The 24,592-nt window shown below is 65.2% G+C and carries 19 protein-coding genes; 13 read left to right on the forward strand and 6 right to left on the reverse strand.

Annotated features, from left to right (window positions below; all coding sequences use genetic code 11):
* Positions 1-133 (forward strand): transposase (locus BM125_RS20965; protein ID WP_139224928.1); only part of this gene is annotated, 133 nt, incomplete at its 5' end.
* 230 nt (positions 134-363) lie between these two features.
* On the opposite strand, the gene BM125_RS19780 is transcribed toward BM125_RS20965, so the two are convergent.
* The gene (locus tag BM125_RS19780; RefSeq protein WP_139224929.1) at positions 364-1,005 is read right to left on the reverse strand and encodes a hypothetical protein; all 642 of its coding nucleotides are present in this window, start codon (positions 1,003-1,005) and stop codon (positions 364-366) included.
* A 101-nt stretch (positions 1,006-1,106) separates the two neighbouring features.
* Positions 1,107-1,508: a hypothetical protein gene (locus tag BM125_RS09530; protein WP_139224930.1), complete on the reverse strand. Its 402-nt coding sequence runs from the start codon at positions 1,506-1,508 to the stop codon at positions 1,107-1,109.
* 476 nt (positions 1,509-1,984) lie between these two features.
* Here BM125_RS09530 and BM125_RS09535 point away from each other — a divergent pair, with 476 nt between their 5' ends.
* The 3 genes from BM125_RS09535 (at position 1,985) to BM125_RS09545 (ending at position 5,489) form a co-directional block, all read left to right on the forward strand.
* Entirely contained in the window at positions 1,985-2,458 is a 474-nt protein-coding gene (locus BM125_RS09535) for a (2Fe-2S)-binding protein (RefSeq protein ID WP_175497995.1), read from the forward strand.
* On the forward strand, positions 2,455-4,782 hold the full coding sequence (locus BM125_RS09540; RefSeq protein WP_092407330.1) for a xanthine dehydrogenase family protein molybdopterin-binding subunit: 2,328 nt from the start codon (positions 2,455-2,457) through the stop codon (positions 4,780-4,782). The genes BM125_RS09535 and BM125_RS09540 overlap by 4 nt, the downstream gene beginning before the upstream one ends.
* Before the next feature lie 293 nt (positions 4,783-5,075).
* Complete coding sequence (locus BM125_RS09545) at positions 5,076-5,489, forward strand: EF-hand domain-containing protein (RefSeq protein WP_092407332.1); 414 nt, start codon at positions 5,076-5,078, stop codon at positions 5,487-5,489.
* Between the two features lie 106 nt (positions 5,490-5,595).
* Here the strand turns inward: BM125_RS09545 and BM125_RS09550 are convergent, their stop codons facing one another.
* Positions 5,596-6,645: a LysR family transcriptional regulator gene (locus BM125_RS09550; protein ID WP_092407334.1), complete on the reverse strand. Its 1,050-nt coding sequence runs from the start codon at positions 6,643-6,645 to the stop codon at positions 5,596-5,598.
* A gap of 387 nt (positions 6,646-7,032) precedes the next feature.
* On the opposite strand from BM125_RS09550, the gene BM125_RS09555 reads away from it, so the two are divergent.
* From BM125_RS09555 to BM125_RS09570, 4 genes are all read left to right on the forward strand, one after another.
* On the forward strand, positions 7,033-7,890 hold the full coding sequence (locus tag BM125_RS09555; protein ID WP_092407336.1) for an SDR family NAD(P)-dependent oxidoreductase: 858 nt from the start codon (positions 7,033-7,035) through the stop codon (positions 7,888-7,890).
* Complete coding sequence (locus BM125_RS09560) at positions 7,887-9,077, forward strand: efflux RND transporter periplasmic adaptor subunit (RefSeq protein WP_092407338.1); 1,191 nt, start codon at positions 7,887-7,889, stop codon at positions 9,075-9,077. Before BM125_RS09555 ends, BM125_RS09560 begins: the two co-directional genes overlap by 4 nt.
* A gap of 120 nt (positions 9,078-9,197) precedes the next feature.
* A complete protein-coding gene (locus BM125_RS09565; RefSeq protein WP_092407340.1) occupies positions 9,198-12,374 on the forward strand; it encodes an efflux RND transporter permease subunit in 3,177 nt (1,058 codons plus the stop codon).
* Positions 12,367-13,827 carry an efflux transporter outer membrane subunit gene (locus tag BM125_RS09570; RefSeq protein WP_092407342.1) on the forward strand — a complete coding sequence of 487 codons (1,461 nt, stop codon included), beginning with the start codon at positions 12,367-12,369 and terminating at the stop codon, positions 13,825-13,827. Before BM125_RS09565 ends, BM125_RS09570 begins: the two co-directional genes overlap by 8 nt.
* Positions 13,828-13,935: 108 nt before the next feature.
* Here the strand turns inward: BM125_RS09570 and BM125_RS09575 are convergent, their stop codons facing one another.
* Complete coding sequence (locus BM125_RS09575) at positions 13,936-15,339, reverse strand: pyridoxal phosphate-dependent decarboxylase family protein (protein ID WP_092407344.1); 1,404 nt, start codon at positions 15,337-15,339, stop codon at positions 13,936-13,938.
* Positions 15,340-15,717: 378 nt separating this feature from the next.
* On the opposite strand from BM125_RS09575, the gene BM125_RS09580 reads away from it, so the two are divergent.
* From BM125_RS09580 to BM125_RS09600, 5 genes are all read left to right on the forward strand, one after another.
* Entirely contained in the window at positions 15,718-15,963 is a 246-nt protein-coding gene (locus BM125_RS09580) for an NAD(P)-dependent oxidoreductase (protein ID WP_245778869.1), read from the forward strand.
* Between the two features lie 16 nt (positions 15,964-15,979).
* Positions 15,980-17,287 (forward strand): NTP/NDP exchange transporter, encoded by a 1,308-nt coding sequence (locus BM125_RS09585; protein ID WP_092407348.1) that lies wholly within the window; start codon positions 15,980-15,982, stop codon positions 17,285-17,287.
* 22 nt (positions 17,288-17,309) lie between these two features.
* Positions 17,310-17,546 carry a hypothetical protein gene (locus tag BM125_RS19785; RefSeq protein WP_139224931.1) on the forward strand — a complete coding sequence of 79 codons (237 nt, stop codon included), beginning with the start codon at positions 17,310-17,312 and terminating at the stop codon, positions 17,544-17,546.
* A 99-nt stretch (positions 17,547-17,645) separates the two neighbouring features.
* Positions 17,646-18,116, forward strand: coding sequence for a hypothetical protein (locus tag BM125_RS09595; RefSeq protein ID WP_217647846.1), 471 nt, complete (start codon positions 17,646-17,648; stop codon positions 18,114-18,116).
* Positions 18,117-18,201: 85 nt separating this feature from the next.
* Positions 18,202-20,025, forward strand: coding sequence for a hypothetical protein (locus BM125_RS09600; RefSeq protein WP_092407354.1), 1,824 nt, complete (start codon positions 18,202-18,204; stop codon positions 20,023-20,025).
* 281 nt (positions 20,026-20,306) lie between these two features.
* Here the strand turns inward: BM125_RS09600 and BM125_RS09605 are convergent, their stop codons facing one another.
* Together BM125_RS09605 and BM125_RS09610 are read right to left on the reverse strand one after the other, a co-directional pair.
* Positions 20,307-23,030 (reverse strand): Ig-like domain-containing protein, encoded by a 2,724-nt coding sequence (locus BM125_RS09605; RefSeq protein WP_092407356.1) that lies wholly within the window; start codon positions 23,028-23,030, stop codon positions 20,307-20,309.
* Between the two features lie 9 nt (positions 23,031-23,039).
* Entirely contained in the window at positions 23,040-24,521 is a 1,482-nt protein-coding gene (locus tag BM125_RS09610; RefSeq protein ID WP_092407358.1) for a tail fiber domain-containing protein, read from the reverse strand.
* Between the last annotated feature and the right edge of the window lie 71 nt (positions 24,522-24,592).

The raw sequence follows: 24,592 nt of genomic DNA on the forward strand, positions 1-24,592 counted from the left end.
CGGCCACACCCAGCAACGCGGCCTGCGTCGATTCACGCTGCGCGGAAAAACCAAGGTCGACACGCAATGGAAGCTCTTCTGCATCGTCCACAACGTGGCGAAACTGCAGGTCTACGGCAAGATCGCCGCGTAAGCGAACTTGCGCCCTCGAAAACGCTTCGCGAGCGGACGTATCAAAGCTGAAAATCGCGCCGTCATTGATCAACGCATGACCAGGTCGACGAATCGTGCCGAACCGATGGGAGATCCCAAAAAACAAAATCCGCCAACGCGGCGGATTGTGTTCATCGAAAAGGGGTTTTTCTACAGCTTCAACGCCTGAATTAAGCCGCGCCGCGAAGCGGCGTCGGCTTGAATGATTTGTTAGGTTGCACGCGGCAGGCCTCGATTGTTGAACCTGCGGGTAACCTCGCTCATAGCAATCTCGTAGAAGGGATCACGTAGTTTGGTGTTCTTGATGAACTTCACAAGGGCAGGGCTGCTTAGGCCGAGAATCATTCTGACCTTCTCGTCGTGAACGCGGCGCTTTTCAGCAGCAATTTCCGCCTGCCTTTCCTGCTCTTCAGCGATTTTCACCTCTCTTAGGCGGCGTTCCTCGGCAACTCTTGCTGCCTCCAAACGCTCTTGCTCTTGCAGAGCCGTCAGTTCAGCTTGAACCTGCTTGTACCGATCTGCGGCTGTTCTTTCCAAGTCTGCATGGCTTGGGGCTCGCCGCCATCTATCCAGCTCATTTCTATCTTTAGTGCCAATTTCCTTGTTTAGTTCATATTTTTCTTCGCAGCGCTCTACCAGAATCGCGATATTTGCAATGTAAGTAGCGGTCTCTAGATCATTGAAGTGGCCGTATGACTTCCATCCGTGCGGTGTGCGTATTGACACGCGGTACTTTGCCACAGTGCTATCGCAGTAGACACAATTCCGTCCGACGATCCAGCTTGATTCCTCGTTGCTGCCAACGAGATCAGGGTCGGTCACGTGCCTTGATGTTTCTGGCTTCTTCTTCATGTTGCGATGGTAGTGGGGTGCAACCTAACGCCCCAGTTCACCCGCGGCCGCGCCGTAGCGAAGCGTAGGCGTGGACGTCGGGTGGAACTGATAGTTGGACATCATGTGGGCACCGACCTTGACCTGTACGTTGTGTTTGGAGGCACCCAGAAAACTGCGCCGGACGGCGGAAACTCCAGATTGGTGGATAAACCACGCTGCTCCAGCTCACGGCGCACACCCTCAAGCCCCTCTTCGGTTTCGATGATGTAACCCTCGGTGAGCACATCACCATAGTGCTTTTCAGTGTTTTCTCGCGCCAACGCTACAAGATCAGCAACATCCGAGCCTAGCGACCAGATGTGAACATCTTGATCTTGAGCATATGTTTTTATGCGCCAGCTGGTGCCATTTCCCGAGTAGAACTGCACGGTATCAAACACTTCTTCTGTCGCGGCGATCTCCGTGTTACTGGAGTAGCTGCTTTGCACCGACAAGAAGAAGACTACAAGAACGGTTTTCATGAGGTCCAACGCCTATTCGATCCCACAATGGAATCTATTCCATAAGCCTATCATGGCGATGCCGGGAGATGCTTCAGGATTTCTTTTCCATGGATCAACAAGTTGCCGACATCGTGCTGTCTAATCCATCGGCCTAATCCATCCGTCTAATCTGTGGACCTAATTTGCCGGTCCAATCATGCGCCGTCTGGCATCTCCTCGGGACCGACATCGTGGTGCGTTCTGATCTTTAGGTCGTTCACATTGCTCGTCGTCTTCCGACATCGCGCCTGAGGGCGAATTGCGTACGCGCGCCCCGGGGTCTGCGGCTCGAGGCGCCCTACCCTGCGCCTTGAGTCTCGCACTGCAGTCGTTGGAGACCCCACGGAGGCGACCATCCCGGCGCGCGCTGACCGCCGCGCCCAACTATCGACACTGGTCGGGCTCGGCCTCGGCGCGTAGAACCGGATAGGTCGTCGCAGCGTGGAGGCATGGGTATGGCCATCGAGTTCGTCGTCAACGGCAAGGACATGACGTTCGAGGGGGATCCGGAAATGCCCCTGCTCTGGTACCTGCGCGACCATGCGCAAACGCTGGGCGTGAAATATGGCTGTGGCGTCGGTGCCTGCGGCGCCTGCACAGTGCACCTCGATGGTGGCGCCGTGCGTTCCTGTTCGGTGCCGGTTTCCGCAGCGGCGGGACGCAAGGTGACCACCATCGAAGGCCTCGCCCAGGGCGATACCCTGCACGCCCTGCAGCGCGCCTGGATCGAGGAAGACGTGCCGCAATGCGGCTATTGCCAGGCCGGCCAGATCATGGCGGCCGCCGATCTGCTCGCGCGCACGCCCGACCCCGGCGACGACGAGATTACCGCGCTGACCAACCTGTGCCGCTGCGGCACCTATCCGCGCATCCGCAAGGCGATCCGCCGTGCCGCAGGGTTGCGCAAGGCGGACGAGGTGAAGGCATGAACGCGCACATACGCGAGGACTGGGAGTCGGCGGATGCGTTCGAGGCGCTGATGAAAACGGGCGAATCGATACGCTTCGGTCGGCGCGGTTTCCTCAAGGCCTGTGCAGGCGCCGGCGGCGGCCTGCTGCTCGGCGCCTGGCTGCCCGCTGCCGCGTGGGCGGACGCATCCGTCGCGGGTGCACACCCGGGCGCCTTGGTCGGCCTGTTCGTGCGCATTGGGCGCGATGGAAAAATCGTGATCGGCGCGCGCAGTCCGGAGATCGGCCAGGGCGTCAAGACCTCGTTGCCGATGTTGATCGCCGAAGAGCTCGACGCCGACTGGGACATGGTGAGCGTCGAGCAACTGCCGCTTGGTCTCGTCTTCGGCGGGCCGCCGCCCGGCGTCGCGTGGAAATGGGGCCCGCAGGGCGCCGGAGGCAGCACCAACATTCCCGACGCCTGGCAGGAGCTGCGCCAGGCCGGCGCACGAGCCCGGCGCATGCTGCTCGAGGCGGCGGCAAAGCGCTGGGATGTTCCACTGGATCAGTTGCGCACGGACAAGGGCCGCGTTCTCGGCGCGGACGGTCGCTCGCTAGGTTACGGCGAACTCGCCGATGCGGCGGCGGCCATTCCGGTACCCACCGCCGATGTCGAGCTAAAGAAGCCCGAGGCGTTTCGCATCATCGGCACGCCGCGCCGTGTCGTCGATGCCGAAGATATCGTGACCGGCAAGGCACGCTACGGCATCGATACCATGGCGCCCGGAACGCTGGTCGCGGTGATCGCACGCTGCCCGCTGTTCGAAGGCGGCGTGAAGCGCTTCGACGCCACGGCTGCGCTCGCGATTCCCGGTGTGCGCCAGGTCCTGCCCTTGCCCGGACCGAAGGGCAGCGAACCGATCACGCAAAACCTCGTCGCCGGCGTAGCCGTGCTGGCAGACGACACCTGGGCAGCATTGAAGGGACGCAAGGCCCTGAAGATCGAATGGGAATCCGGTGGCCATGACGCCGAGTCCACGCAATCGCTCGATGCGCAATGTCAGCGCCTGCTCGCCGGCAAGGGTCAGGTCGTGCGCAATGACGGCGACATCGACGCCGTACTCAAGGCCTCCGATCGCCTCATCGAGGCGACCTATCGCGTGCCCTTCGTCGCGCATGCACCGCTGGAACCACCCGGCGCCTGTGTGGCGATCGACAAGGATTCGATGCGCATCGTCGCCTCCATGCAGATGCCCGGCGGCGCCTCGCGCATGGCCAACGCGATCACCGGCATCGACCGCAGCAAGATCGAAGTGATCATGCCGCGCGTCGGTGGGGGTTTCGGCAGGCGCCTGAGCAATGATTTCGTCGCCGAAGCCGTGCTGCTGGCCAAGGCTTCGGGCAAACCGGTGAAACTGATGTGGACACGCGAGGACGATCTCGCCCACGACTTCTTCCGACCCTTCGGCCAGCAGCACCTCAGTGCAACGCTCGATGGCGACGGCATGCCGACGAGTTGGCGCCAGCACCTGGCCAGCGCCAGCAAGTACCACCGCCGTCCCGACGTGAAGCCCGAAGAATTATGGACGGCGGAACTCTATCCGGACGATTTCCCGGCCGGCATCGTCAAGAACCTTCGCGTCGAATGGTCGGCCGTGCACTCGGGCATGACGCGCGGATCGTGGCGCGCGCCGGCGCATACGGCCAATGCCTTCGCCGTGGAGAGTTTCATCGACGAGATCGCCCACGCCGGAAAGCAGGACCCGCTGGCCTTGCGCCTCAAGCTGCTCGACCACGACACCATGGATTATGGGCAGCACGGCGGACCGAAGTTCTCGCCGAGACGCCTGCGCGAGGTCGTCCGAATCGTTGCCGAGAAGATCGGCTGGCAGCGCAAGCTGCCCAAGGGCCATGGCCTCGGCATCGCCAGTCATTTCACGTTCGGCGGCTACACTGCGCATGCGATGGAAGTCAGTGTCGGCAAAGACGGTATACCGGTCATCCATCGATGCGTCTGTGCGGTCGATGTCGGCCAGCCGGTCAACCCGCTCGGCATCGAGGCGCAGATGATGGGCGGCACGATCGATGGCCTGTCCACGGCCATGGATCTCGAGATCCGCATCGACAAGGGCCGGATAACGACAGGAAACTTTCCCGACTACCCGCTGCTTCGCTCGGCCCGGGCGCCGGATGTCGAGGTCCACATCGTAGCGAGCCGCGAATCGCCCAGCGGTGCCGGCGAGATGGGCATACCAACCGCGGCACCCGCTCTGGCCAATGCCATTTTCGCGGCATGCGGCATTCGAATCCGCCGGCTCCCGATCGGCAAGCAGCTGGTTGAGGCCGTGCATGCGAAACGAGCCTGAGCCGTTTCACTATTGGTTCGGTCCGTAGATTCCATGGACTCGCGCCTCGCCAGCGGCTGAAGTATTTGTTGCGCTCGGTACCTGCCGTTCATGGGCCGAATCAACACTGGAGGCTCTGAACAAGTGGGGAGCATGCGTCCCGAAGCTAACGCGAGGTCTTGCCCTTTCAGCAGCGGCGTCGCCGTTCAGGCAGTCAGGCGCATGATCGAAACTACCCGCAGCAAGCCGCATTTGGCGCGCCGATAGCGTATCGGCAACCATCAGCCTGCCCGGGTTCCCTCCAGGAGAACTTCATGAACGCGCTCAAAACCCTTTTCGCCATCGCCACACTCGCCGGTGCGACCAGCCTCGCCTTCGCGCACGATCCATCTACCTCGGAGGGCGATCATCATCGGGGCCACCATCAAGGCATGATGCATGCGCAAATGAAGGCGATGGATGCCAACGGGGACGGATTGATCACGAAGGCGGAGTTCATGGATGCGCACGAAGCCAAATGGAACGACCTGCCGAAGAACAGTGATGGCGCCATTTCAATCGCCGACATGGAAAAGGCACATCAGGAACGCATGCAGAATCGACGGACGCAGAAGCACGAAACGATGATGCAGGATCACGAGAAGATGATGCTTGAACATGAAAAGATGATGGATCAGGCGGACGCCGATGCGAAGGACGATGCGAAGGACGACAAGCCGTCCAATTGATCGTTGCCGGTCCGCTCAAGGGGCCGCTCCTGCACAGGCTTGAGCTGAGCGCAGGCAAACCCTGCGCTGCTTGCCAGTGGAATGCCTGGAAACAGGATCAGACCGGTTACGCGACTTCCTCTTCGGCGCGTTCCTGCGCCAGATGGAGTTCGACGACCTTCCTCTGCGCCTGTTCGCTGCTGCGCCTGTGTTCCCTTGCATCCCCGACCTTCGCCGACATGCACGCCTTCAGATCCGGACACAGCTCATGCATGTAGTCGGCATCGAAGCGCAGCCGGTCGACGAGAAAATCGACGAATGCACGCACCTTTGGCGACTGCGCCGCGCCGCGCTGGAAGACCGCGTTGAAATCCATTTCAGGTCCGGTCCAGCCGGCCAGGACGCGTTGTACGACCCCCTGTTCGGCCAGTCGCTTGATGGTGACGTCGCTGGCCAGCATCAGGCCTTCGCCGCACTTCAAGGCGCCAATCAGCGCAGCCGGGTCATTGGCCACCAGGACCGGATCGACACGGAATTCGCCTGATCGATCGCCGTCGTTGAGGGTCCAGATGTAGCTGCCATTGCGCAGCGACTTGTGCATGGCCAGCGCCCGGTGATGCTTGAGGTCATCCGGGTGCAGCGGCTCGCCATGTCGCTTGATATAGCCCGGACTCGCGTAGACCTGGGTGCGGAACACGGAAAGTCGCCGGGCGGTAAGGTTGGAATCCGGCAGGTTGCCCACGCGCAGGGCGACATCGATTTCCTTGGCGATCAGATCGAGCGGTTCCTGGGTCAGCAGCAACTCGACCCTGACCTCGGGATGCTGGGCGTGGAACTGGCCAAGCAACGGTGCGATCCAGGTGATGCCGACCGAGTACGGAGCGGTCACGCGCAGCCAGCCGCGTGGCCCGCTCTGCAACTGGCCGACCGCACTCTCCGCCTCATCGAGCTCGCGCGCGATACGCTGGCAATGCTCGAAGTAGATGTTCCCGGCCTCGGTCAGGCCGAGCTTGCGCGTGGTCCGGTTCAACAACAACGCGCCGAGGCGCGTTTCGAGATCCTGCACCTTGCGGCTGACCGTCGTCTTCGGCAGGCGCAAGGCACGCGCCGCGGCGATGAAGCTGCCGAGCTCCACCACTTTCACGAAAATCAGCGTGTCGTTCAGATCGCGTGACATAACGGTATCCCCGCATTCGGTCTATTGGCCCACGTTCGGGACAATTATTCCCTGAATTGGGGACTAATCAAGTCCTGATTGCAGCCCTATCCTTTGCCGCGTCGCACAAAGGGAGCTGCCCGTGTCCACCCAATACCAAGCTGGCGCCGCCGCATTCGTCTGGCAGTCGATACTGGCCGATCGACGCGCGGCAGCGCATGAAAACGATGAATCCAAGTCGCGCAGGCCGCGCAGCGCCTCGCTTTCCGTGGTCCCGGCCGGGTCGGCCGACGGCACGGGCGACGCCGCTCCGATGATCGAACGGTATGCCCGGACTGCGCCAGCGGCAACTTCGAACCGCCCCACCTCCGTCCCGCATTCGGGACTGAATATCCCAAGAGCAGGACAATGAAACGCCCATTGCTCGTACTCGGCGCAACCGGGCTGATCGGCCGTGGCGTCGTCGCGGCAGCCGTGGAAGCCGGACTTCCGGTCATTGCGGTGGCCCGCGATACCGCAAAGCTGGCCGCGCTGAAAGCGGCATTTCCGGGCACCGATATCACGGTGGTCGCCAATACGATCCGCGACGATCTGGCCGGCGATCGCCTGGCCCGCGAACTGCGCGATTCGGGCCGACCGCTCGCCGGTGTCGTGGCCTCGATCTGCGGCTCACCCGGTCGCGGCCGCCTGCTCGACCAACCGGTTTCTGGACTGAGCCGCGAACTCGACGAGGTCGTCATACCGCACCTCTCGGCGGCGCGGCACGTACTGCCCTTCATGGCCGAGAGCGCCATGGCCGGCAACTACATCCTGATCGGCGGGCCGGGCAGCGAAATGCCGTGGGCCGGCTATGGACCGCGCTCGGTGACCGGCGCGGCGCTGCGCATGCTCGCCCAGGTCCTCCACGACGAAGCACGCGCACTCGGCATTCGCGTCCAGCTGCTCGACATCAGTTCGCCGGCCTGCACCGACCAGAACCTCGCTCACGCCTGCCCACGCTGGCCGCGCGCCGACGATATCGGCCGGCGCGCACTGCAACTTGCGCTGCGCAATGAATCGCGGTTGGGCACGCATCCAGTCGTTCCGTTCGACCCGCCTCCCGAGTCGGGCGCTTCCCTTTCGACCGCCCATGCCGACCCGGCCATTGCCCAACCACGGCGTACTCAAGCTCCGATCATGACGGACCCACGCGCGCATCGCGTCAGCGACGTGCGTCGTCTGCTCGATTCCCTGATACCTACCCAATCCAATGAGGTTTCCCGATGAAATTCCCCGATTCGCTCGCATCGACCATCCACTGGCGCGCCGCACTGGCGCTGACGATATCGATCTCGATCGCCCTGCTCGCCAGCGGCTGCAGCAGCCACGCCGCCCCCCAGGGCGGAATGCCCGCCCCCGAAGTCAGCGTCGCCAAGGTGCTGGTGCAACCGGTTCGCCAGTGGGATGAATTCACCGGCCGCGTGGCCGCGGTCGAGACCGTCGAGCTACGTCCGCGCGTCAGCGGCTATGTCGACAAGCTGGTCTACACCGAGGGCCAGCAAGTGGCCAAGGGCGACCTGCTGTTCGTGATCGACCAGCGTCCGTATCGCGCCGCGCTCGCCCATGCGCGTGCCGACCTGGCCCGTGCCCGCAGCGAAGCGCAGCTGGCGAAGTCGCAGGCCAGGCGGGCCGAGGCGCTGATCGCAGTCAACGCGATCTCGCGCGAGGAAGCCGACACGCGCACCGCCGCCGTGGCTCAGGCCGATGCAGCCGTTCGCGCCGCCGAGGCCGCCGTGACCAGCGCCGAGCTCGACCTGCAGTTCACCGAGGTGCGCTCACCGATCGCCGGCCGCACCGGTCGCGCCATGATCACGGTCGGCAACCTGGCCCGCGCCGATACCACCCTGCTGACCACGGTCGTTTCGCTCGATCCGATGTACGTCGACTTCGAGAGCGATGAACGCTCCTTCCTCGGCTACCAGGCGCTCGCGCGCAGCGGCGAACGCGCCGAGCTGAGCAATGCGGTGCGCGTCGGCCTCGCCAACGAGGAGGGCTATCCGCATCTCGGCAAGGTCGATTTCATCGACAACGGCGTCGATGCCACGACCGGCACGATCCATGCGCGCGCGGTCCTGCCGAACAAGGACGGCAGCCTGACCCCGGGCCTGTTCGCCCGCGTCCAGCTGGAAGGGGCCGCCGAGGCCGAGGCCCTGCTGATCGACAACAAGGCCGTACTCACCGACCAGGATCGCAAGTACGTCTACGTGCTCGGCCCGAACAACACCGCCGTGCGCAAGGACATCGTCCCGGGCAGGTTGATGGATGACCTGCGCGTGGTCGCTTCAGGCCTGAGCCCCGATGACCAGGTGATCGTGCGCGGCATCCAGAAGGTGTTCTTCCCCGGCATGCCCGTGCAGCCGACCGTCATCGCCATGCAGGCGCCGACGCCGGCCGGACAGGTCGCGATGAAATGATCGACTGATCGAGGTGGAGGCGCCCGGGCGGGCGCCTCCACGTCACCCCCGAGTGGCAAACGACCCCTGCGCGGCGGGGGCGAGGCTTGACTGCGGCCCGAGGCCGCAAAGGAACCCGTTATGGATTTTTCCAGATTCTTCATCGACCGGCCGATTTTCGCGGCGGTCCTGTCGATCGTGATCTTCGCCGCCGGCCTGATCGCGATCCCCCTGTTGCCGATCAGCGATTACCCGAACGTGGTGCCGCCGACTGTGCAGGTCACCGCGGTGTATCCGGGCGCCAACCCGAAGGTCATCGCCGAAACCGTGGCGACGCCGCTCGAGGAAGCGATCAACGGCGTCGAGAACATGATGTACATGAAGTCGGTGGCCGGATCGGATGGCGTTCTCGCCCTGACCGTCACCTTCCGCCCCGGGACCGATCCCGACCAGGCCCAGGTCAACGTGCAGAACCGGGTCAGCCAGGCATTGTCGCGCTTGCCCGAAGACGTGCGCCGTCAGGGCGTGATCACGCAGAAGCGCGCATCCGACCTGACCCTGGTCGTGCACCTGACCTCGCCGACCGGCAAGTACGACACGCTCTACCTGCGCAACTATGCCCTGCTCCACGTGCGTGACGAGCTGTCGCGCATTCCGGGTGTCGGCGATGCGTTGCTGTTCGGCGCCGGCGACTACGCGATGCGAGTCTGGATCAATCCGGGCGAAGCGGCTGCACGCGGGCTCACCGCCGGCGACATCGTTTCGGCGATTCGCGAGCAGAACCTGCAGGTCTCCGCCGGCCAGCTCGGCGCACCGCCGACCAGGGGCGGCAGCGATTTCCTCGTTTCGATCAATGCCAAGGGCCGCCTCGAGAACGAAGCCGAGTTCGGTGAGATCGTCATCAAGACCGGTGCCGACGGCCAGGTCACGCGGCTGTCCGATGTCGCGCGAATCGAGCTTGGCGCGTCCGACTATTCCCTGCGCGCCCTGCTCGACAACGAACAGGCCGTGGCCATGCCGATCTTCCAGGCGCCCGGATCGAACGCCATCGAGGTTTCCGACGCGGTGCGCGCCAAGATGACGGAGCTGGCGACACGCTTCCCGGAAGGCATGGCCTGGGAGCAGGTCTACGACACGACCCTGTTCGTGCGCGACTCGATCAAGTCCGTGGTCACCACCCTGTTCGAGGCGATCCTGCTCGTCGTCCTCGTCGTGATCCTGTTCCTGCAGACCTGGCGCGCATCGATCATCCCGTTGTTGGCCGTTCCGGTCTCGATCGTCGGCAGCTTCGCCGTGCTGCACCTGCTCGGCTTCTCGATCAACACGCTGACCCTGTTCGGCCTCGTGCTCGCCATCGGCATCGTCGTCGACGACGCGATCGTCGTCGTCGAGAACGTCGAGCGCAACATCGAGGAAGGCCTGACACCGCTGGCCGCGGCGCATCAGGCCATGAAGGAAGTTTCCGGCCCGATCATCGCGATCGCGCTTGTACTGTGCGCGGTGTTCGTGCCCATGGCCTTCCTGTCCGGCGTGATCGGCCAGTTCTACAAGCAGTTCGCCGTGACCATCGCGATTTCCACGGTGATTTCAGCGATCAACTCGCTGACCCTGTCGCCGGCCCTCGCCGCCCTGTTGCTGAAGCCGCACGGTGCGGAAAAGGATGCGCCGACGCGCCTGATCGACCGCCTGTTCGGCTGGATCTTCCGTCCGTTCAACCGCTTCTTCGCGCGCAGCTCGCAAGGCTACCAGGGCGCGGTCTCGAAGAGCCTGCGCAAGCGTGGCGTGGCCTTCGCCGTCTATGCCGTGTTGCTGGCCGGTGCCGGCCTGATGTTCAACATCGTCCCGGGCGGCTTCATTCCGGTCCAGGACAAACTCTACCTGATCGGTGCGATCCGCATGCCGGAAGGCGCATCGATCGACCGCACCGAAGCGCTCGCGCGCAAGATGAGCGAAATCGCCATGCATACCGATGGCGTGGCGCATGCGGTGGGCTTTCCCGGCTTCAATCCGCTGCAACGCACGAACTCGCCGAACACAGCCGCCGTGTTCTTCCCGCTGACCCCGCCCGGCGAACGTTCGCGCACGGCAGGCCAAATCGCCGGCGAACTGAATGCCCAGTTCTCGAAACTGCAGGAAGGCTTTGCATTTGCCCTGATGCCGCCACCGATCTTCGGTCTCGGCAGCGGTTCCGGTTACTCGATGTACGTGCAGGACCGCAGCGGCCTCGGCTACGGCGAATTGCAGAATGCCGCCAACAATCTCGCTGGAGCGATCGGGCAGACGCCCGGCATGGGCCGTCCGATCAGCTCCTACCAGGCCAACGTGCCGCAACTCGATGCGAAGGTCGATCGGGTCAAGGCCAAGGCCCAGGGCGTCTCGCTGACGAATCTGTTCGAAACCTTGCAGGTCTACCTGGGCTCGGCCTACGTCAACGACTTCAACCGGTTCGGTCGCACCTACCGTGTCATCGCCCAGGCCGACGCACCGTATCGCAACCGGATCGAGGACATCGGCAACCTGCGCACGCGCAACGCCCGCGGCGAGATGGTGCCGATCGGCAGCATGGTGACCCTGAGCCAGACCTATGGCCCGGACCCGGTGATCCGCTACAACGGCTATCCGGCTGCCGACCTGACCGGCGAAACCGATGCGCGCCTGATCTCGTCGGCACAAGCCATCGACAAGGTTGCGGAGCTCGCCTCGGCCACCCTGCCGAACGGCATGAGTTTCGAGTGGACCGACCTGACCTACCAGCAGGTCACCCAGGGCAAGGCCGCCGTGGTCGTGTTTCCGCTGGCCGTGCTGCTCGCCTTCCTCGTGCTCGCGGCGCTCTATGAAAGCTGGACCCTGCCGCTGGCGGTGATCCTGATCGTACCGATGACCCTGTTGTCGGCCCTGCTCGGGGTCTGGCTGACGGGTGGCGACAACAACGTGTTCGTCCAGGTCGGCCTGGTCGTGCTGATGGGCCTGGCCTGCAAGAACGCGATCCTGATCGTCGAGTTCGCGCGCGAGCTCGAAATGCAGGGCAAGGGCATCGTCGAGGCTGCTCTCGAAGCCTGCCGCCTGCGCCTGCGCCCGATCGTCATGACCTCGATCGCCTTCATCGTCGGCACCGTCCCGCTGCTGATCGCCCACGGCGCCGGCGCCGAAGTGCGCTACGCCACCGGCATCACGGTTTTCGCCGGCATGCTCGGCGTCACCGTGTTCGGCCTGTTCCTGACCCCGGTGTTCTACGTGGCACTGCGCAAGCTCGTTGCGCGCAAACCGGCTGCGGCCGGCGGCGCGCGCGACGCCAACCTGGAGATCGTTCATGCGTAACTGGAAACTGCCTGCCATCGCCGCGCTTGCCGCGAGTATCGCCGCGTGCACGGTGGGTCCCGACTACGTGCGGCCCGAATCGCCGGCTCCTGCACACTTCGCCAGCGCGGCGCAGCCGGATCCGGGAAGCCGCGCGGAACTACCTGCCGATCCGGCAGCCGTGACGGAATTCTGGAACGGCTTCAACGATCCACTGCTGAGCCGGCTGGTCGAACAGGCGCTGGCCTCCAATCATGACCTGCGCATCGCCCTCGCCAACCTCGATCGGGCCAACGCCTTGCTCGGCGGCACCCGCTTCGACGCAGTGCCGGTGGTTACGGCCGAGGCCGAGGCCCGCGATGCGCGCGCCAGCGCCGACCAGCTGCCGGGTGTCGAACGCGATGGGCGCGACGCGAAAAGCTACAGTGCCGGCCTTCGCGCCAGTTGGGAACTCGATCTGTTCGGTCGCATCCGCCGCGGCATCGAGGCGCAATCGGCCGAGGCCGGGGCCAGCGCGGCGGACCTGGCCGCCGCCCAGATCGTGGTCGCCGCTGACGTGGCCAGCACCTACGCCGAGCTGCGTGGATTGCAGGAGCGTTTGCGCGTCGCCAATGACAACGCGCGAAACCAGCTCGATACCCTGCGCCTGCTCGAGGCGCGCTTCAGTGCCGGGCGCGGGACCGAGTTCGATACCTCGCGCGCCACGGCCCAACTGGAAACGACGCGCTCACGCATCCCCGCGCTCGAATCCGCCATCGCCATCGACATGCACCGCATTGCCGTGCTGACCGGCCAGAGCCCGGAGGCGCTGGTCGACGAATTGCAGCCCGAGCAGCCACTGCCGGCCCTGCCGGCGCGCATCGACGCCGGCACGCCCGGCGAATTGCTGCGGCGACGACCGGATGTCGCCGCCGCGGAGCAGCGCCTGCACGCGGCCACCGCGCGCATCGGCGTCGCCACCGCCGACCTGTTTCCGCGCTTCACGCTCGGCGGACTGCTCGGCAGCCAGGCAATCGGCGCCGGCGACCTGTTCGAGCGGGACAGCGAGACCCGTCTGCTCGCACTCGGCGTCGACTGGTCGTTCCTCGACGTCGGCCATGTACGAGCCAGGATCAGCGCCAGCAATGCCAATGCGAGCGCCGAGCTGGCGCGCTACGAGCAAAGCGTCCTGCGCGCCCTCGAGGACACCGAGAATGCATTGACGCGTTACGCCCACGCCCGCGTCGAAGACGCCCATCTGCAGCGCGCCGCCGCAAGCAGCAGTCGCGCGGCCGAACTGGCACGCACCCGTTTCGACGCCGGAGCCAGCGACCTGTTGGAGGTCCTCGACGCCGAACGCACCCGCCTGCAGGCCCAGGATGCCCTGGCCGTGGCCCGCACGCAGAGCGTGACGAGCGCCATAGGCTTGTACCGCGCCATGGCAGGTGGCTGGCCCGGACAAACTCCGCAGCGGAAATCGATCGCTGCCAACTGAAGCCTCGAGCATTCGCGGCGATCGTCGGTTCGCGAAACAGCTGAGGGCGTGCGGGGCCCGCCTTGTCCAGGCCGGCCCCGCCGAGCGGCCCGGTGTGAAGACCCGGGCTCAGGCTTCTCCAAGCCGCTTGACCTCCTCGAAGACGCGCAGGATGGCGGCGACACTGGCGGCGGCATCGGCTTCCGTGGTCTGCCAGTTCGAAACGGAAATGCGCATCGCGCCCATGCCATGCCAGGTGGTTCCGCTCAGCCAGCAGGTCCCGTCCTTTTGTACGCCTTCGATCACGGCGCGGGTCAGGGCGTCATCATCACCGAAACGGACGAGCACCTGGTTGAGCACGACCTCGTTGAGGATTTCGATTCCGGGATGCGCGCCGAGCGCCTGCGCCATTTGCCGTGCACGATCGCAGCAGCGTTCGACGAGGTCACGGACGCCGTCGCGACCCAGCGCACGCAGCGTGGCATAGACCGGCACGCCGCGGGCGCGCCTCGAAAACTCGGGAACCCAGTCGACCGGATCACGCTCTGCGCCTCGGGTCTGGATCAGATAGGCCGCGGTCGAAGTCATCGCCTTGCGGTGGTCTTCGGCATGACGAACGATCGCGACGCCACAATCGTATGGCACGTTGAGCCACTTGTGGGCATCGGTCGCCCACGAGTCGGCCAGCTCGATGCCATCGGCCAGGCCGGCCAGTCGTTCGCTGGCCCGAGCCCATAGTCCGAAGGCGCCGTCGACATGCAGCCAGGCGCCGTGTGCGCTGGCGAGCTGTGCGATTTCGCGCAACGGATCGAAGGCACCGGTATTCACGTTGCCGGCCTGGGCGCAGATGATGGTCGGCCCCTCGAGGGTCTGCATCAGTTCCTGCAGGCGATCCACGCGCATGCGCCCCTGATCGTCGCTCTCCACACGGAGCAGCGAACGCGTGCCGAAGCCGAGGTAGCGCAGGGCGACGTCGACGGTCACGTGCGATTCCGCCGAGGTCACGATGTTGACTTTCGGTGCGCCGCAAAGTCCGTCGGCCTCGACATCCCAGCCGACCCGCGCGAGGACCCCGTGGCGGGCCGCGGCCAGACAGGTGAAGTTGGCCATCTGGCAGCCGGTCACGAAACCGACTTCGGATTCGCGCGGCAGATCGAACAGATCGAGCAACCAGTCGCCGGCCACGTCCTCGGCGACCGAGCACAGCGGCGAGATGGCATAGAGTCCCGCATTCTGGTCCCAGCTCGAGACCAGCCAGTCGGCGGCCAGGGCGACCGGGTAAGTGCCGCCGATCACGAAACCGAAATAGCGCGGCGAACCGCAGGCGACCGCGGCATTGCCTGCCTGGCCCGCGAGCAGATCGATCACCGCCGCAGGATCCTCGCCCCTGCTCGTCAGCGGCGTGCGCAGCACGCCATCGAGTTCGGCATGGCTGCAGCGCGCGCCGACGTGACGCTCGGGTTGTGCAGTGAGGTAAGCGGTCGCGTGCGCGTGCGCCTTGGCGAGCACGGGTCCGAAATCATCCGCCGTCATGGTCTTGCTCCTGTCCTGATCTTCAAGTGTCGCGGCTTGTCCGCTCCAGCATCGCGAGAGTTTACAGCGGGACCGGCATCCGACCGGATTCCGACGCGCGTCCCGGAGCCGATCGACGCGACGAGGTTGCCTTGATCGCGATCGTCCCCGCTTGCATCCCCTGGCGTGATCCTGCATGTAGGATGGTGAACGGTCAGGCATGCATTCTGCCAGCCTCGTCAGGGGGAGCCATGAACCGCTCAGGTCTTCGATCGCCATCGGCACCGACGGCATCGGGAACGAACGGCACCGAGAGGAGCGCAAGGTTGCCGGAAGGCCCCACTTTTCGTGATTCCCGCAAAGGCAGGGAACCCGTGATCACCTGCCTTCGCGGGGATGATGGGCGCGCGTCAGTGCCATGCGGGTCGGAACCTCCGTTCCGGCACCGCACTCGATGTCACCGATCCCGATCCCCTGCCCGCCGCCCATCCGCTGTGGACGCTCCCAAATGCCATCATCACGCCGCGCGTCGCATCGCAGTCCGCCGCCCCGAGCGAGCGGGATACGCTTGTGGCCGTCCAAAGCCTGCGCCCCCACGTCGCCGGCGATCCAATGCCGAGCGTGGTCGGTGTGAAGCGTGGCTAACAGGGAGAATGTCTCGATGAGCGAAACCAGGCCGGCCGCGCAAGGTCGTCCCAGCGTCCTGCAGGTCATTGCCGGCATCCATCGCGATGAGCGTGCCGTGCTGGCCCAGTCGGCCCTGTATTTCTTCCTGATCATGGCCAGCTACTTCATCCTGCGACCGATCCGCGACCAGATGGGCGTGGCCGGCGGGGTCAGGAATCTGCCCTGGCTGTTCAGCGGCACCCTGCTCGTCATGCTCGCGGTGAGCCCGATGTTTTCGGCTCTGGTTTCGCGCTGGCCGCGCAAGCGCTTCGTCGCCTGGAGCTACCGCGCCCTGATGCTCTGCCTGCTCGCCTTCTACGTGGCCCTGGTCGGCTTGCCCGAGTCGAGCCAGGTCTGGATCGGTCGGGCCTTCTTCATCTGGGTCAGCGTCTTCAATCTGTTTGCGGTCTCGGTGTTCTGGGCGGTGATGGCGGATGTCTTCAAGTCCGAATCGTCGCGACGCCTGTACGGCGTGATTGCCGCCGGCGGCACCCTCGGTGCCCTCGCCGGTGGTGTCGTCACCACGGTGCTGGTCGAGGTACTCGGCGCACCGCCCCTGCTTCTGATCTCGCTGGTCATGCTGGAACTGGCGCTCTGGTGCATGTTCGCGCTGACCCGCCGCAGCGACAGCGAGGTCGAAGCGACCCGGCCCAACCGGGGCAACGAAATCATCGGCGGCAGCGCGATCGACGGCTTCAAGCTCGCGATCCGCTCGCCCTACCTGCTCGGCATGTGCGGCTACATGCTGCTGTACACGATCGGCTCGACGTTTCTGTACTTCCTGCAGGCGCAAATCGTCGACAGCAGCATCGACGGCCGCGCCGCACAGACCGCGTACTTCGCCAACGTCGACATCTGGGTCAACGGCCTGACCCTCGTCCTGCAGGTCTTCCTGACCGGACGCCTGATGGCCCGCATCGGTGTCGGCCTGACCCTGGCCGCCTTGCCGCTGGTCTCGATCATCGGGTTCGCCGGACTTGGACTCGCCCCGGTCCTGTTCGCCGTGGTCGTCTTCACGGTCGCGCGCCGGGTCACCAATTTCGCCTTCTCGCGGCCGGCCCGTGAAGCGCTGTTCGTGCCGCTCAGCCGCGGCGAAAAATACAAGGCCAAGAATCTGATCGACACCGTCGTCTATCGGGTCGGCGACCAGATCGGCGCCTGGACCAACGGCGTGCTGATCTGGCTCGGCCTCGGCATCGGCGGCATCGCCTTCAGCGCGGTGCCGCTGGCGGCGATCTGGCTGGTCCTGTCGCTGTGGCTCGGCCGCAAGTATTTGCTGAAGCAATCCGGTACCCCGCAATGAGGATGACCCGGGCGGGTCGCGCATGCCGGTGATCGAGCGCGTGCCGATTCCGCAAGGCTCGTTCCTTGAGCGCTATCAGGGCGAAGGCAGCTATGCGGACTGTTATCTCGTGCATCTGCAGGCTAAGGGAGCCTCTGAACAAGTGGCACAAACGTCACGACGCCTGCCTGCGCGCAGATCGCGGCGCGCCGGCGAAGACAGACTGGCCGTCTTTCGAGTCGGCGCAACAAAGAGCTGCGCGCAGGCAGGCGTCGCCTAACCGATTGATTAACATAGAAGAGGTGGCGCTCAGAAGGCTGGCCAAATGCACCGCGCGGCTCGTCAAGGCAACCAGCCTTCACTTCGCCACGCAGCACATTTGGCAAACCTTCTGAACGCCATGACGATTGCGCCACTTGTTCAGAGGCTCCCTAAGGTCAGCCAGGCGGAATTCGTCAGCGCCTTCTACACGACCGGACTGTTCCGGCTCGAGCGCTGGATCCTCTCGGTGTTCGCCAGGCGCCCGTCGAGCGACGAGGAGGCGTTTCAGCTCGCACGCGGCGAACGCGACCGGTTTGCCGCCTGGCAGGTCGAGCAGCGCAGTGAAAACGAACTCCTGCTCTGCGACTTCAGCGGGCGCACGCGCTCCTGGCTGATGACCGAGCCAACCGCTGTTGGTGCGGACTCGACCGGCACGCTGCTGCGCTTTGGTTCGGCCGTCGTCTCGCGCGTGGACCCGGCAACCGGCACGCGTTCCCTCGGCACGCTGTTCCACCTCTTGCTTGGATTCCACAGACTGTATTCGCGTCTGCTGCTGCGCGCGGCCTGTGCGAGGCTGCGCGCGCACTGAGGGCATGGGCAGCCGGTCCACCCGACGCAGCTCGCGGCAAGGCCGCGTATCATGCCCGGCAACGCAACAGGGGATGCACTTGCCGATGTCGTCGATGATTTCGCGGGCGCAGATGCGAATCGTGGCTTGCACCCTGCTCGCCTCGTTGTCGATGCATGCAGTCCGCGTGCCCGCAGCCGAGCCGGATTCCAGCGGCACCGAAACGGCTGCCTGGCGCGGTCCGTACCCATGGAACTACAGCGGCATCCTCGAGCGCCGGCCGCGTCCTGCACTGATGGCGGGCGCCTGCAGTACCGCGCCGGCCGCCCGCGTGCTGCTCGCTGGCGACAGCTGGGCCCAATACATGTGGGACGACGATGCGCACAACGCGAGCTTCGACAAGTTCGGGCAGGCCGACCACCTGGCCATCAGCCGCTCGCTCGGCAGCAATCCGGGGCCCGGCTACAGCGGTGCCGAGTACGCCGTCTCGGGCAGCGAGGCGCGCGAGTGGGTCGACACCGGCAATTACCCGTGGATCGCGAATGTCGTCGCCGAACTGGTGGCCGAGCCGAACATCGGCACGGTCATGTTCAGCCTTGGCGGCAACGACATCCTGGCCGGCAAATCGGGTGGCGGCTGGTACAAGGACATGGACCTCGACGTGCCCGGCGCCGAGGAAGCGCTGTTCACGCGCATCCTTGCCGACAGCGAAACCATCGTCGACGCGATCACCGCGGTGAGGCCCGGCGTCGACGTACTCGTGTCGAGCTACGAGTATCCGAACTTCAATGTCTCGGCGCTCTGGTGCTGGATCTATGCCTGTCCGAAGCGCCGCGATCTGAGCCGCGATCCGGACAACGCCCTGGTCACCGACGCCGAGATCAACGCCATGAACCTCGAAGTCGAGAGTCGCCGGATCGCCTGGACCAATGCCAACCCGCGCCTGCATTTCGACCACGGCGACGGCGAGATGCATCACTACTACGGGGATGGCGTCTCCGCTGCGGGCGTGCTGCCGCGGCCCGGCCAGCAGGCGCCGGACTACCTGCCGTTTCCGGGCGGAAACCCCTCGCGCCCGAGCCTGCGCGAGAATTTCCGCGTGGTGTCGGGAATTGCGGCCGACCCGATCCACCTGAACCCGGATGGCTATCTGTACAAGGTCGCCGTGCAGACCGAGTCCTACTTCTTTCCGAAGTTCCGCGGCCAGGTCTCGCAAACCCTCTCCTCGCTCGGCGGCGCCTTCGACGGCTGGACCGACGGCTCCGCGGCCGGTACCGAGGACATCGCGATCGGCGACGATGGCACGCGCCTGAGCTACGGCCTGGTCAGCTTCGACACCAGCGCGATCGCGCCCGATGCGGTCATCGAGTCGGCCAGCCTGTACCTCGTGCAGGAAGCGCGCAGCGGCAGCAATCCGTTCGTCACCGGCAATCTCGGCGCACCGCGTCTCGATGTCGCGGCCAGCTTCGGCGCACCCGAGGTCGAGGCCAGTGATGCCAGCGCGCCGGCCGATGCGAGCAATGCCGGCTGCTTTGTCGGCTCGGCCGATGCGAACTATTACGCCCTGCGCATCGATCTGAGCCCCGCAGCGCTCGCCACGATTCGCCGCGACGGCTTGACCCAGTTCCGGATTGCCTTCACGAATACCGATGCGGGCGTCAACCGGGTCCAGTTCCATGATGGCGATGCTCCGCCGCTGACCGGGCCGGAGGTTCGCGAGACGGTAGAACAGGTGGAAGAGATCCAGGCCGACGGCAGCGTAGTCGCGCGCACGATCCGCGGCACGGCCCTGGTCCATCGCGGCGTCGCGGAAATCCTCGGCAATGCAAGGCCGTTTCTCGACCTTCGCTACCTCGACCTGATCTTCCGCGATGGCTTCGAGCTTCCTGGCGGCACCGGTGCAAGCGTCGCCGTGCCAGGATCACGATGATCAGGGCAAGGAGCCGTTCGGATTCCCGCTGAACAACCGCACCGGTTCATCGATCATCAGCAGCGGCAGGCCCCGGGCTGACGGCTCGCGTCGGCCAAACGCATCCTCGGATATCGAGCGCCTTGGCGACGCCCGACGCCTCGATAGCGAAGTCGGCCTGGCTCGAGGAGTCCGCCTGAATGTGGCCCCGGGCGCAGCGGCGCCCGGAACTCCCTGCCCGACCCTGAGCGCTCGAGCCGAACTCACTCGGCTCGTTGCGTCGTCTTCGCGTGCGCTCGCGGTCAGGTACGGCGCAGTACCCGCAGTCCGAGCAGGACCATGCCGAGTCCGAGCAGCAGGGTGATCCAGCGCCCGCCGATCGGCAATTCGACCGTGCCCACATCGAGAATGGCCGTTGCGCTCGAACCGTCGTCATCGACATCACCGGAGTAGGTCGCGACCAGAGTGAACTGGCCTTCGAGCGCTGTGCGGAACTGGCAGCCCGTTGTGCCGGCGACGAGAACCAGGTTCTGGCATTCGGCAATGGCAACCCCGTTGCTGGTCACGCTGACCGTGCCGGAAAGCGGCGCCACGCCGCCACTGACGGCAATCGCCAACTGGACGTCCGTATTGCTCAGCGCCGGATTTGGCGACACGCCCAGGGTGGTGCTGGTCGGCACGCGATCGACTGCGAGATCGAGCGTGCCTGTCGAAGCCAGGTTGTTGGCGTCGCCGAGATAGTTGGCCTGCAGGTTGCGGATGCCGGTCGCTGCAAAGCTGGTCGAGCACTGCGCGATGCCCGCGACCACGTTGACCGCCGAACAGCCCGGTATCGGCGTCGCTCCATCGAGGAAGTCGACACTGCCGCCGAGGGCGACGCCCACGGCCAGGGGCTGGTTGATGCTGGCCGTGAGCTGCACCGGCATGCCGATGATCGCCGGGTCCGGAGCGGCCGACAGCGTCGTCGTGGTTGCCGCCTGCTGGGCCACGAGCGCAAACGTGCCGCTCGACGGCAGGTTGTTGGCATCGCCCGCGTAGCTCGCGGTCAAGCTCAGCGCACCGGCCACGGTCGAATTGAGGTTGCAGGCAGTCGCCGGCAGGTTGAGCACGCAGCTACCGCCGTTGCCGTCGTCGATCGTCACTGCGCCGAGAGGCGTGCCGAATCCTGAAACCGAAACCGAAACGCTGTAGGCCGAACCTGCGGTTGGCGGATTCGGCGCCACCGATGTGATGCTCGTGGTGCTGGGTGCGCGATCGATCGTGTAGGCCGCCGTGCCGCTGCTCGGCAGGTTGTCGGTATCGCCCGAATAGCTGGCCGTGAGGGTCCTTGCACCGGCAACCGTCGAAGTCAGCGCACAGCTGCTCGCCGGCAAGGCGATCGTGCAGTTCGCACCGGCGCCGTCGTCCACCATGACGGTTCCAACGGGCGTGCCGAAACCGCTCACCGAAACACTGACTGTGTAGGGCTGGCCGACCACGCTCGACCCGGCCGGCACGATGCCGGTGATCGTCGTGACCGAGGGCGCCTGGCCGATCGAATAGGCCGCGGTTGCGCTGCTGGGTGTGTTGTTGATATCGCCGGCGTAGCTCGCCGTGATCGTGCGCGGACCGATCGAGTTCGAGGTCAGCACGCAGTTCGTGGCGGGAAGCGTCATCGAGCAGTTTGCTCCGACGCCATCGTCGACGACTACCGTGCCGCTCGGGCTGAAACCATTGACCGCGACATTGACGGTATAGGGCTGGCCGATCGGACTCGAGCCGGCCGGAACGATACTCGTGATCGCGGTTGTCGAAGTGGCCTGGACCACGTTGTGCGTAGTCGTGTCGCTGCTGCCGATGAAGACGCCCTGGCCCTGGTAGCTTGCGGTAATCGTAATCGGACCGAGCACGCTTCCGTTGAGTGCGCATGCCGTTGCCGGCAGCGCGAACGTGCACGATCCGCCGATGCCATCATCGACGATCACGTTTCCGCTCACGGGCGCGCTGGTCGCCGTGACCGTCACGCTGACGGTATACGCCTGGCCCATCTGCGAGGGCTCGGGAACCACCGAGGTGATCGTGGTCGTCGTCGCTTCAAGGCCCTTGGCGCCGTCGAAGAGTCCGTTGACGATACGGCTGTCGGCGACCGGCGCAGCGCTGAAGCTGGCCACTCCGCTGCCGAGGTCAAAGCTCAGGAATGCATGGCCGCTCGCCGAAATCGGACGGGCGACGACGGTCAGGCTGCCGCTGCTGATCGCGCCGACGTCGGGCGCGAGCGCGCAACAGTCGACGAGCGCACTGCCGATTGGCGTGAGTGCGCCGGTTGCGCTGTCGACCTGGACGAGACTGAGGGTGGCTCCGGTTCCCGGTCCGCTCAGCGCCTGCAGCATTCCGTACATCACGCCACTGGACGGATCGGTGTTGAGCACGGTCAGCGGCGCAACCAGCGCAACGCTGGTCACGGCGCTGCCATCGACCGGAAATCCGAACAGTGTCGGGGTACTGCTGCCGCGCAGCTGCGCCGACAGGTAGACCACACCGGCCCGATAGGCCACCGCATTCGGCGTCGGCATGCAGCAACCGGGCAAACCGCTGTTGAGCACGACCAGCGCACCGGATGCCGGGTCGACCTCGACCAGGTCGACATCTCCGCCGGCCGCGGCGCGCAAGGCCAGCAGCCGCGGCGGCACCTGCTCGAATGCGGCACCGATGATCCTGCCGGCCTGGCCAAGGGTCACATCCGGCAAGGCCGTTCCGGTGGTCGCATTGAACACGTGCAGCTGCCATGGCGCCATGGCGCTGGCGGGGTCCGGTCCGAACGCATACAGACGTTGCGAGAACGGGTCGAATGCATTGGCGCCAGCGCCGAATGCGCAACAACCGCTGCTGCCGGCGCCGAGATTGCCCAGCGCGCCGGTCGCGGCATTGGCGCTGGCAACGAAGCTTGCGGAGCTGGCGCGATCATAGGAAAGCGCATTGAGCTGGGCGTGCGCGCTGGAACAACCGAACACGCACAGCAGGAGCAGCGCACGACACAGGATGGTCATGGCGTCCCCCTAGTTCTTCGCGCCGTCGATTCGCTCCAGTGCCGACTCCAGTCGTGCGATGCGGGCCTCGAGTTCGGCGATATGCCGGTCGCGCGCCTCGATCTCGGCAGACAGCGCCTGGCTCGCCGCCAGGGCGACACCGGCCATGTCCGCGGGAGCTACGCTGCGCTCGTCCTTGCCGAGGCCGAACATGCGATAGAAATCCTCCGCGACCGGACCCATGTGGCGGTCGGCCATGCTCGAGCTGCGGTAGTTCCAGGTCCACAAGTTCAACTGGCGCAGTTGCGAAAGCAGGGTCGATCCTGCCACTGCGACGAGGTTTTCCTTGCTGTGACGGCTGGAAAGCTGGGTGATCGTGCCGCCGACGAAGAGGTTTCCGTCGCTGTCGAGGGCCAGGCGGCGATCCTCGGTCAGCGGGTCACTGTCATCGGGCACGTCGGCGAGAAGCAGCGACCCGGAGAACGCCGCGGCGCGACGGATATGCACGGCCGATGCCGGGCTGGCGATACCAAACCCGACTTCCCCGCTGGCCGCGATGTCGATCGACGACGTGGGCGCGCCCGGACGAATGCGAAACGGCAGCCGCGAACCGCCGGTGACATCGCGCACGAAGAAGTTGGCCTCGTTTCCGGCGACGTCCCAGATCTGCGGCGAAAAACCAATCGAGCCATCCTGATCGAGCCTCAGGCCCGGGGTATCGCCGTCGACCGCATGCAGGTCAAGAACCGGCGCGGCCGTTCCGAAACCGACGTCGCCATTGTCGGCGACGCGCAGGGCGTCTGCCGGCGCCCCGGCCTCGACCAGGAAGGGTATGCGTCCGGCGGTCGAGTCCTCGAAGGCAAGGTAGCTGGATCCACCATTGGCCTGGTCGTTGGCGACGATGCGCCAGTCGTTGGACGGAAACGTGCCTGTGCTGCTGGTGTCATCGAAGTTGATACGAAGGTTGTTCTCCTTCAGTCGCAGCGTGTCGGCGCCGAAACTCTCGTTGTTGATGCAGTCGAATCCGGAACAGGTACTGCCCTGGACAATCAGGTCGTCGGCAATGACCTGGTCGTTCGGTACTTCGCCGGAATCACCGGAAGGCGGATCGTTGACCTCCTCACTTTGCACCGGGGCGAACTGGCCCGCCTGCACGGCCAGCAATCCGGCGCTGGCCGGAATCGGTGCCGGCCAGCCGGGCACGGCGCTGCTGTCCCCTGCGGCGCGGCGCTTCGCGGCCAGCGCCTGCAGGGAATCGGAAACCGTGGGCGCGAAGTTCAGTTGCCAGTGATAGAGGCCATCTCCCCCCAGCATCGATGGCCGGACCACGACCGCCTGGTTCGCGGCGAACGTGAACAGACGGGTGCCATTGGGACCACTCACGCTCAGGGTTGCGCCGGCGGCGCCATCGGGGCGCTGCCATTGGTGGCTCGATGTTTCGTCGGCGTTTGCCGGCACGGCGGCAAAGAGGCAGGCAACGACAAGGCTGAAAGACAACAGGCATGCGCGCATTTCGAACTCCCCTGACAGGTAAGGCTTCAATCAAAGGAGGAATGCCGGACATCGATGCAGTCGAATTCGCC

This window comes from Dokdonella immobilis (genome assembly GCF_900115085.1).
Classification (GTDB): Bacteria; Pseudomonadota; Gammaproteobacteria; order Xanthomonadales; family Rhodanobacteraceae; genus Dokdonella; species Dokdonella immobilis.

Excerpts from the sequence above, each read along its gene's own strand:
- BM125_RS19780 (WP_139224929.1), bottom strand. The coding sequence starts at position 1,005 with ATGAAGAAGAAGCCAGAAACATCAAGGCACGTGACCGACCCTGATCTC.
- BM125_RS09530 (WP_139224930.1), bottom strand. The coding sequence starts at position 1,508 with ATGAAAACCGTTCTTGTAGTCTTCTTCTTGTCGGTGCAAAGCAGCTAC.
- BM125_RS09535 (WP_175497995.1), top strand. The coding sequence starts at position 1,985 with ATGGCCATCGAGTTCGTCGTCAACGGCAAGGACATGACGTTCGAGGGG.
- BM125_RS09540 (WP_092407330.1), top strand. The coding sequence starts at position 2,455 with ATGAACGCGCACATACGCGAGGACTGGGAGTCGGCGGATGCGTTCGAG.
- BM125_RS09545 (WP_092407332.1), top strand. The coding sequence starts at position 5,076 with ATGAACGCGCTCAAAACCCTTTTCGCCATCGCCACACTCGCCGGTGCG.
- BM125_RS09550 (WP_092407334.1), bottom strand. The coding sequence starts at position 6,645 with ATGTCACGCGATCTGAACGACACGCTGATTTTCGTGAAAGTGGTGGAG.
- BM125_RS09555 (WP_092407336.1), top strand. The coding sequence starts at position 7,033 with ATGAAACGCCCATTGCTCGTACTCGGCGCAACCGGGCTGATCGGCCGT.
- BM125_RS09560 (WP_092407338.1), top strand. The coding sequence starts at position 7,887 with ATGAAATTCCCCGATTCGCTCGCATCGACCATCCACTGGCGCGCCGCA.
- BM125_RS09565 (WP_092407340.1), top strand. The coding sequence starts at position 9,198 with ATGGATTTTTCCAGATTCTTCATCGACCGGCCGATTTTCGCGGCGGTC.
- BM125_RS09570 (WP_092407342.1), top strand. The coding sequence starts at position 12,367 with ATGCGTAACTGGAAACTGCCTGCCATCGCCGCGCTTGCCGCGAGTATC.
- BM125_RS09575 (WP_092407344.1), bottom strand. The coding sequence starts at position 15,339 with ATGACGGCGGATGATTTCGGACCCGTGCTCGCCAAGGCGCACGCGCAC.
- BM125_RS09580 (WP_245778869.1), top strand. The coding sequence starts at position 15,718 with ATGGGCGCGCGTCAGTGCCATGCGGGTCGGAACCTCCGTTCCGGCACC.
- BM125_RS09585 (WP_092407348.1), top strand. The coding sequence starts at position 15,980 with ATGAGCGAAACCAGGCCGGCCGCGCAAGGTCGTCCCAGCGTCCTGCAG.
- BM125_RS19785 (WP_139224931.1), top strand. The coding sequence starts at position 17,310 with ATGCCGGTGATCGAGCGCGTGCCGATTCCGCAAGGCTCGTTCCTTGAG.
- BM125_RS09600 (WP_092407354.1), top strand. The coding sequence starts at position 18,202 with ATGTCGTCGATGATTTCGCGGGCGCAGATGCGAATCGTGGCTTGCACC.
- BM125_RS09605 (WP_092407356.1), bottom strand. The coding sequence starts at position 23,030 with ATGACCATCCTGTGTCGTGCGCTGCTCCTGCTGTGCGTGTTCGGTTGT.
- BM125_RS09610 (WP_092407358.1), bottom strand. The coding sequence starts at position 24,521 with ATGCGCGCATGCCTGTTGTCTTTCAGCCTTGTCGTTGCCTGCCTCTTT.